This is a genomic window from Trichococcus sp., assembly GCF_049589555.1.
Taxonomy (GTDB): domain Bacteria; phylum Bacillota; class Bacilli; order Lactobacillales; family Aerococcaceae; genus Trichococcus.
Genome location: NZ_JBAWAZ010000020.1, coordinates 1 through 6,346 on the forward strand (window position 1 = coordinate 1; position 6,346 = coordinate 6,346).

Consider the following 6,346-nt stretch of genomic DNA (forward strand, 5'->3'; position numbering starts at 1 on the left):
GACCAAATCGGGCACGAAGAACAGGGAAGCAAACATAAACTAGATTTAGTTAGATTAATGGCAACGAAACCGCTATGCAGAGGACTTATGAAGGAATCAACGGAAAGACAGTGGTAAAACTGGAGGATGTCGAACGGGTCTACAACAGTGAAATCGGGACAGTGACGGCCTTGGCCCAAGTCAATCTCGACATCCAAGAAGGCGAGTTCATCTGCGTAATGGGACCATCCGGCTGCGGCAAGAGCACGCTCTTGAACATCATCTCGGGCTTCATGCAGCCGACTGACGGCCAAGCCTTGATGAACGGCAAGCCGATCGAAGGACCGGACTGGCAGCGGGGGGTCGTCTTCCAGTCGCCGCCGCTCTATCCGTGGCTGACGATCAAGGAAAACGTCAATTTCGGCTTGCGCATGCGCAACATTCCGGAAAAGGAACGTGAGGCGATTACTGAGGAATACCTTGAAATCGTCGGACTTACGGACTTCTCCAACCGTAAGCCTTATGAGCTTTCCGGCGGGATGAAGCAGCGCGCTTCCTTGGCCAAAGTGCTGGTCAACGAACCGGGCATGATCCTGATGGACGAACCGTTCGGCGCGCTCGATGCCTTGACCCGCGACAAGATGCAGGCGCTGATCCGCCGCATCTGGATGAAGAACCAGAGCACCGTCTTCTTCATCACCCATGACGTGGACGAAGCCTTGTCGCTGGCGACGAAAGTCATCGTCATGTCCAGCCGCCCCGGCCGCATCGTCAAGGTACTCGACACCGACTTCACCTACGACATGGACGGCGCCAACAGCGAAAGCGCCCGCTACTCCAAACAATACATGACGATGCGCGAATCAATCCTGAACGTCATCAACCAAAAAGAAGAGCTGGCTGTTTAGGTTGGATGGTATAATAAGGAGTGAGGCCGGGCTTCGGCCGGTGGACGGCCGGAAACGGCCTGAAAAGATGAATAACTAAAAAGAATTCATCTTTTTTGACTAATCGCGCTCGAAAAAGATGAATAAAGAGCAAGTATCCGTCTCAGCGGGCCCGCCCGCGGGGAAAAACATGAATAACAGTCGTGAATCCATGGTTTCGGTTCTAGGCGGGCAAGCTGACTTATGATGAACATCAAAAATATGGGCCGCCTCGAAAATGAGGCTGCCCTATAGCTATTTAACAAAGAAAAATTTACTACAGAAAGGGTGCATGGAATGGATTGGAATTATCAACAACCAGTGAAAATCATCTTCGGGAACGGAAAGTTGTCCGAATTGAAAGAGGTCATCACGCAGCTCGGGGAAACGGACGGCATCCTGATCTGTTCGCGTTCCTTCCGCAAATCCGGACTCGCCGACAAAGTCATCGCGGAAGCGGACGGCCTGCTGACCGCTGTCTACAGCGACGTTTCGCCAAATCCTGAGGTGAGCGAAGTCGATGCCTGTGCCGAACTGATGCGTGAGAATGGCTCAAAATTTGTGGTCGCATTGGGCGGCGGCAGTGTGATGGACCTCGCCAAAGCCGCCGCGACGATCGCCACAGTGGACGAGTCGATCAGGTTATATCACGGAACCGGCGAAGCCTTGCCGGAAACATTCCTGCCTTTGATTGCTGTGCCGACGACATCCGGAACCGGCAGCGAAGTCACGAGCGTTTCGGTCCTTTCCGACCACGCAACCGGTAAAAAAGCGCCGATCTTTTCGCCGAACTTTTTCCCGGCTTATGCCGTCGTCGATCCGGAATTGACCTACACTTGTCCGCCGACCGTTACCGCCTGCTCCGGGATCGATGTCCTTTGCCAATCAATCGAAGGCTACTGGAGCGTGAACCATCAACCGATCTGCGACGCGCTGGCGATCCATGCAGCTAAGTTGGTGTTCGAATACTTGCAGCTCGCCTATACGAATCCCTATGATACAACGGCGCGCGAGAAGATGGCCGAAGCCTCCGTCATCGCCGGCCTGGCTTTTGCGCTGCCGAAGACGACTTCTTCGCACGCCGTTTCCTATCCGTTGACTAACTTGTACGGCATTCCGCACGGCGAAGCTTGCGGATTGACGATCGACTACTTCGCCAAAGTGAACGCCCAGCTGGAGACGGATGGCCGCGTGACTGCCTTCGCCAAAGCACTCGGTTTCGCCGATGCAGCCGCGATGGCGGAAGCCATCACAGCGCTGAAAAAACAGATCGGCTTGCGGACGGATCTGGTGGGTCTGGACTTGTCCGATGCGCAAGTAGATGAATTGGTGCAGCTATCCCATCACCCGAACCTCGATAACAATCCAGTCAAGATCACGGATGATATCCTCTATGATCTGTTCGGGACGTTGACCAAGAAAGATATGTATGTGGAGCAGCCGTAACCGGCTGCTTTTTAAGTTCCAATAAACAAGAAATACCCCGTCAAAACCGGTTTCGACGGGGTATTTCTATTGCGAGCAGTTCAAAATAGCCCGCCAAAACTGATTTGGCGGGCTAAATCAGCATCGGGCGCCCCGAGATAAACCGCCAAAGTCTGTTTGGCGGGGAAAACCCCGCCCCAGCAAACACTAGCAACTCCCAGCAAACCCCGATAGCTCTTCGAGGCGCTGTGCACAGCGCCTGAACATTAAATCTTGCGGTTGTCTATTCATTTCATGATGCTGTTACACCGCAGCTTGAACTGTCAAAGCAGCACCGTCATCAGAATGATGAACGTCACGATGGACAATACGACGTTCAGCGAGAGGAAATTCAGGATAAAGCTTTTGTCGGGGCAATCGCCTTCGATGAAGACAGGCATGATGAAGGAGGGCGGACAGATGAACATCGTGTAGACGGCCATCTGAAATAGCCGGTCCAATCCGAGCAGCCTGTCGATGATGAAAGTGTTCAGCAGGTAGGCCAACAGGAGCATCATGCCGATCCTCAGTAATACCGCCGGCAGCGGCACCAAAAGCTGTTTCAAATCAAAATGGAGTTCATAGCCGATTACCAACAGGATAAGCGGCAAGGTGATTTCTGCGAGCATCCCGGCGGCAACCACAAAGGCAGAGGTCACAGGGTTCGTGTGGAAAAACGTCCTTCCGCCAAGCATAGAGGCGAGGATTCCCAAGAACATCGTGATCAGGAAAGGGGATTTGACGATATGTTTGACCTGATTCTTCAGGCTCATCCTTTTTCTGCCGGTTTGGTTGCAGCCGACTTTATCCAAAAACGTCGCGAGCACGATGAAGATGAACAACAGATTGCCGATATCGAGGATGGCCAATCTGTAAAGGTGCTCGGCGCCGAATGTGGAGATGAAGAGCGGATAGCCGATGATGCCGGTGACGAAGCTGGAATAGACCGACGGGAAGAACGCATTGGACGATTTCCACATTTTTTTGAACAAAAATCCCATCGAAAAAGCCAACAGGCAAGTGATAAAGACCGCGACGGAGCCCCATAGGTAGTCCGTTTGCAGATCGGCATCCAACAAAATCAGAAACAAAAGACAGGGTAATGCCAGATTCAAGATCAGCTTCTTCATGCCTTTGACGACATCGGCGCCGATGAAGGCAGTCTTCTCCAGGACCACTCCTGTCGTTATCAAAGCGATGACGGGAAAGGCCTTCAAGGCGATAATTATGATGTCATTCATGGAACAGATCCTCCCTTCATCAACCAACAGTGCCTTCAGATCAGCCCGACAGCGAGCAAAACACCCACCAAGGCAAGCATGACGCCCACGATGAGCTGCACAACCCGCAAGGTCACTTTTTCCAGAAGCCGCGAGCCGATGAAGGCGCCCGCAAAAGCGGCAACGATTGCAGCCGCAACCAATGTCCAGTCGGCATCCGTGCCGATGGTGCCCAGATGGTTTGCATAAACGGAAAGCCGGGTAAGGTCGATCAAGAAGGCTGCGGCAACGCCGGTCGCGATGAAGGCTTCCTTCTGGAGGCCCACTTTGCTGAGAAAGGCCGATCGGAGGGCACCTTGATGACCGGACAGGCCGCCGAAGAAGCCGGTGATGGCGCCTCCCAGCGGCAACCATTTCTCAGCGAACGCCAACTTTTCGAAGCGCGGAAGCAATTCAAGAAACGCAAAACCGACCATCAGTAGCCCGATGACGACCTTGATCACCGAAATCTGGAAGTCCCTTGGGCCGATGGCGTAGCTTGCGATCGGCGGCAATTCCGAAAAATAGGTCAGCAACCACGCGCCCGCGAAAGCCGCAAGGATGCCGGGAAGGGCGAATTTTAATAGTACTTCTTTGTCAACTTTACGCCCCACCAGCACCAACTTGAAGACATTATTCGCCAGATGGACGACCGCCGTCATGGCTATAGCCGTTTCCAACGGGAAAAATAGTGCGAATGCCGGCATCAGCAACGTACTCAGCCCGAATCCGGAGAAAAGGGTCAAAAAAGATGCGCCAAGTGCAACAAGGCAGACAATCACATACATCATATTTTCCACAACCTTTGCTTGATGGAATACTTACAAGGACTAAGATAGTTGCTGCAGAGATCAACAAGGCAAATTGATTATTCACCTCTATTGTGCGCCCAATGGAGCAGGCGATGCAAATGATATGACAGGGAACGGCACCCGCATTCACCATCCTTCTATCATAATGAAGTGCTTTTCATAGTGACCACACTCATTACGGCGTATAATGAACACAAGGAAACGAATGTCAGAACAATGGAACGACCCTTTGGCCTTGCTTAAGGAGGTTCTTTAAATGAAAAGAAAAATAGCTTTAATAGGTACGTTGACGGCAATCGCCGTATTTTCCGCCGCCTGCGGACTGGTGGATGAGGGAACTGCATCGGACGAATCAAGCAGCGTCATCGCAAGCAACCAAAGCGAAGCAGTAGAGTCAACCGCAGGAAGCGACAGCCAATCATCTGCGGAAGCCGATACCAGCATTTCCAGCATTCATTTGGCCGATCCGTATTTCGCGATTTTTGCGAGCAGGCAGTATGTGGCACAATATCATTACCAGGAATTCACAGGGAATCAGCTGGAGGACCGGTCGATGACGGTCGCTGTTGACTGCACGGATAAAGCCATCCGGATAAGCGGGGAAGGGACGGACACGACTCACCTCACTTTGGACGGGCAAGCGTACGTGGTCGATCACCTGAACCGGACGATTGCGCGGAATGAAAGCGCGAATCTCGCCGAAGAAACGGAAGATGACGGCATCATCGAAGCGCCGCCATTCAGGGATATCGGCAGCACCTACGTCGGCAGTTGGGAAGAAGACGGCCTCGTCTATGAAGAATACTACGCAGCAAATGGGGACCGGATGTTTTATTATTTCGAGGGAGATGTCCTGAAACGTATCCGCTCGGCTTCCGGGGAAAATGAGTTCAACCTTGATGTGGTTGATATGAGCGAAACTGTGGCACCGGAATATTTTATCCTGCCGGAGGATTATGAGTTGCTTCCTTAGAAAGCGAACGTTTTAAAATGCTGATAGATAAAAAGCATAGCGTTCTTCATACTTTGAAGAATGTTATGCTTTATTCAGAAATACGTATTTCTACACTTCATTCCTGTTGGGCGACATTAAGATTCCAAGACTATATGGAGGCCTTATTTCCAAGGTTATTTTGTATTACTACTTCAGGTCTGTATCCTTTTTGTTCACAGCCCACAAAATTTGAAGTACCTAAATTGGCAAGCCAGATATCACCTTTGCGAACTACTGGAGTTCCTTGCACTTGAAAATTTTCTCCTACCTGCTCAATAGCTGTTTCTCCAGTACTATCTGATAATCTCATTTCAATCAACTCCTCAGATTATTGTCCTTCATGAAGCTGGTTCAAAGTAACTAGGATTATTCGATTCTTATCTGCTCTACCAATAACATCGCACGAAGCGTATTATTCATTAAGTCATGATAAATTTTCTCTTGACAATCCTCGTTGTGTAATTCGTCAATGCTTATTTTTGAGATGACAGCCCAGTCTTTCCCATCCAATTCAATTATTTCGTTATCCAGTCGTTGTAAGAATGCATCAAGGCGAGCATATTTATCTTGTTTACTTTTTGATCCACTGCAAAGTCTTGCGAAAGAGCCATCACCGGCAAGATTGGTGGCATTCTTGATAATATAGACATAGTCATCGTCAAAAACTGACTGTGATAGTTCGATTTGAAAACAAAAATTATGAATTTTCTCAGATCCAATACATATATGAGCATGCTGTAAACGTTGGTTAAACCTCCATTCCCCCAAATTGACAAACAGGTTATAATACTTTTCCTTGAACTTCAATACGCCATATTCATTTTGACCATTCAGTAAATAAAATTCTTGGAGTTCTTGGTTTTCGAAATGATCACTCTCAATTGTCTCGCTTACATTTTGAGCGTCAAAGCT

The 6,346-nt window shown here is 50.0% G+C and carries 7 protein-coding genes; 3 read left to right on the top strand and 4 right to left on the bottom strand.

The features are described 5' to 3' along the window. Positions 1 to 110: 110 nt before the first annotated feature. Together WBV27_RS01165 and WBV27_RS01170 are read left to right on the top strand one after the other, a co-directional pair. Complete coding sequence (locus tag WBV27_RS01165; RefSeq protein ID WP_424198682.1) at positions 111 to 887, top strand: ABC transporter ATP-binding protein; 777 nt, start codon at positions 111 to 113, stop codon at positions 885 to 887. Between the two features lie 315 nt (positions 888 to 1,202). Then, the gene (locus tag WBV27_RS01170) at positions 1,203 to 2,351 is read left to right on the top strand and encodes an iron-containing alcohol dehydrogenase family protein (RefSeq protein WP_424198684.1); all 1,149 of its coding nucleotides are present in this window, start codon (positions 1,203 to 1,205) and stop codon (positions 2,349 to 2,351) included. 302 nt (positions 2,352 to 2,653) lie between these two features. Here WBV27_RS01170 and WBV27_RS01175 read toward each other — a convergent pair whose 3' ends face one another. Together WBV27_RS01175 and WBV27_RS01180 are read right to left on the bottom strand one after the other, a co-directional pair. Continuing rightward, entirely contained in the window at positions 2,654 to 3,610 is a 957-nt protein-coding gene (locus WBV27_RS01175; RefSeq protein WP_424198686.1) for an AEC family transporter, read from the bottom strand. 35 nt (positions 3,611 to 3,645) lie between these two features. Further along, positions 3,646 to 4,419 carry a TSUP family transporter gene (locus tag WBV27_RS01180; protein ID WP_424198688.1) on the bottom strand — a complete coding sequence of 258 codons (774 nt, stop codon included), beginning with the start codon at positions 4,417 to 4,419 and terminating at the stop codon, positions 3,646 to 3,648. Positions 4,420 to 4,696: 277 nt separating this feature from the next. Here WBV27_RS01180 and WBV27_RS01185 point away from each other — a divergent pair, with 277 nt between their 5' ends. Next, complete coding sequence (locus WBV27_RS01185; RefSeq protein WP_424198690.1) at positions 4,697 to 5,413, top strand: hypothetical protein; 717 nt, start codon at positions 4,697 to 4,699, stop codon at positions 5,411 to 5,413. A gap of 130 nt (positions 5,414 to 5,543) precedes the next feature. Here WBV27_RS01185 and WBV27_RS01190 read toward each other — a convergent pair whose 3' ends face one another. Together WBV27_RS01190 and WBV27_RS01195 are read right to left on the bottom strand one after the other, a co-directional pair. Then, positions 5,544 to 5,744, bottom strand: a complete 201-nt coding sequence (locus WBV27_RS01190) for a type II toxin-antitoxin system PemK/MazF family toxin (RefSeq protein ID WP_424198692.1) — start codon at positions 5,742 to 5,744, stop codon at positions 5,544 to 5,546. A gap of 56 nt (positions 5,745 to 5,800) precedes the next feature. Further along, positions 5,801 to 6,346, bottom strand: a 546-nt coding sequence (locus tag WBV27_RS01195) for a hypothetical protein (RefSeq protein ID WP_424198694.1), incomplete at its 5' end; no start/stop codon positions are given.

What these genes read in the sequence shown, in the direction of transcription:
- WBV27_RS01170 (WP_424198684.1), top strand. Translation starts at nt 1,203, where the DNA reads ATGGATTGGAATTATCAACAACCAGTGAAAATCATCTTCGGGAACGGA.
- WBV27_RS01175 (WP_424198686.1), bottom strand. Translation starts at nt 3,610, where the DNA reads ATGAATGACATCATAATTATCGCCTTGAAGGCCTTTCCCGTCATCGCT.
- WBV27_RS01180 (WP_424198688.1), bottom strand. Translation starts at nt 4,419, where the DNA reads ATGATGTATGTGATTGTCTGCCTTGTTGCACTTGGCGCATCTTTTTTG.
- WBV27_RS01185 (WP_424198690.1), top strand. Translation starts at nt 4,697, where the DNA reads ATGAAAAGAAAAATAGCTTTAATAGGTACGTTGACGGCAATCGCCGTA.
- WBV27_RS01190 (WP_424198692.1), bottom strand. Translation starts at nt 5,744, where the DNA reads ATGAGATTATCAGATAGTACTGGAGAAACAGCTATTGAGCAGGTAGGA.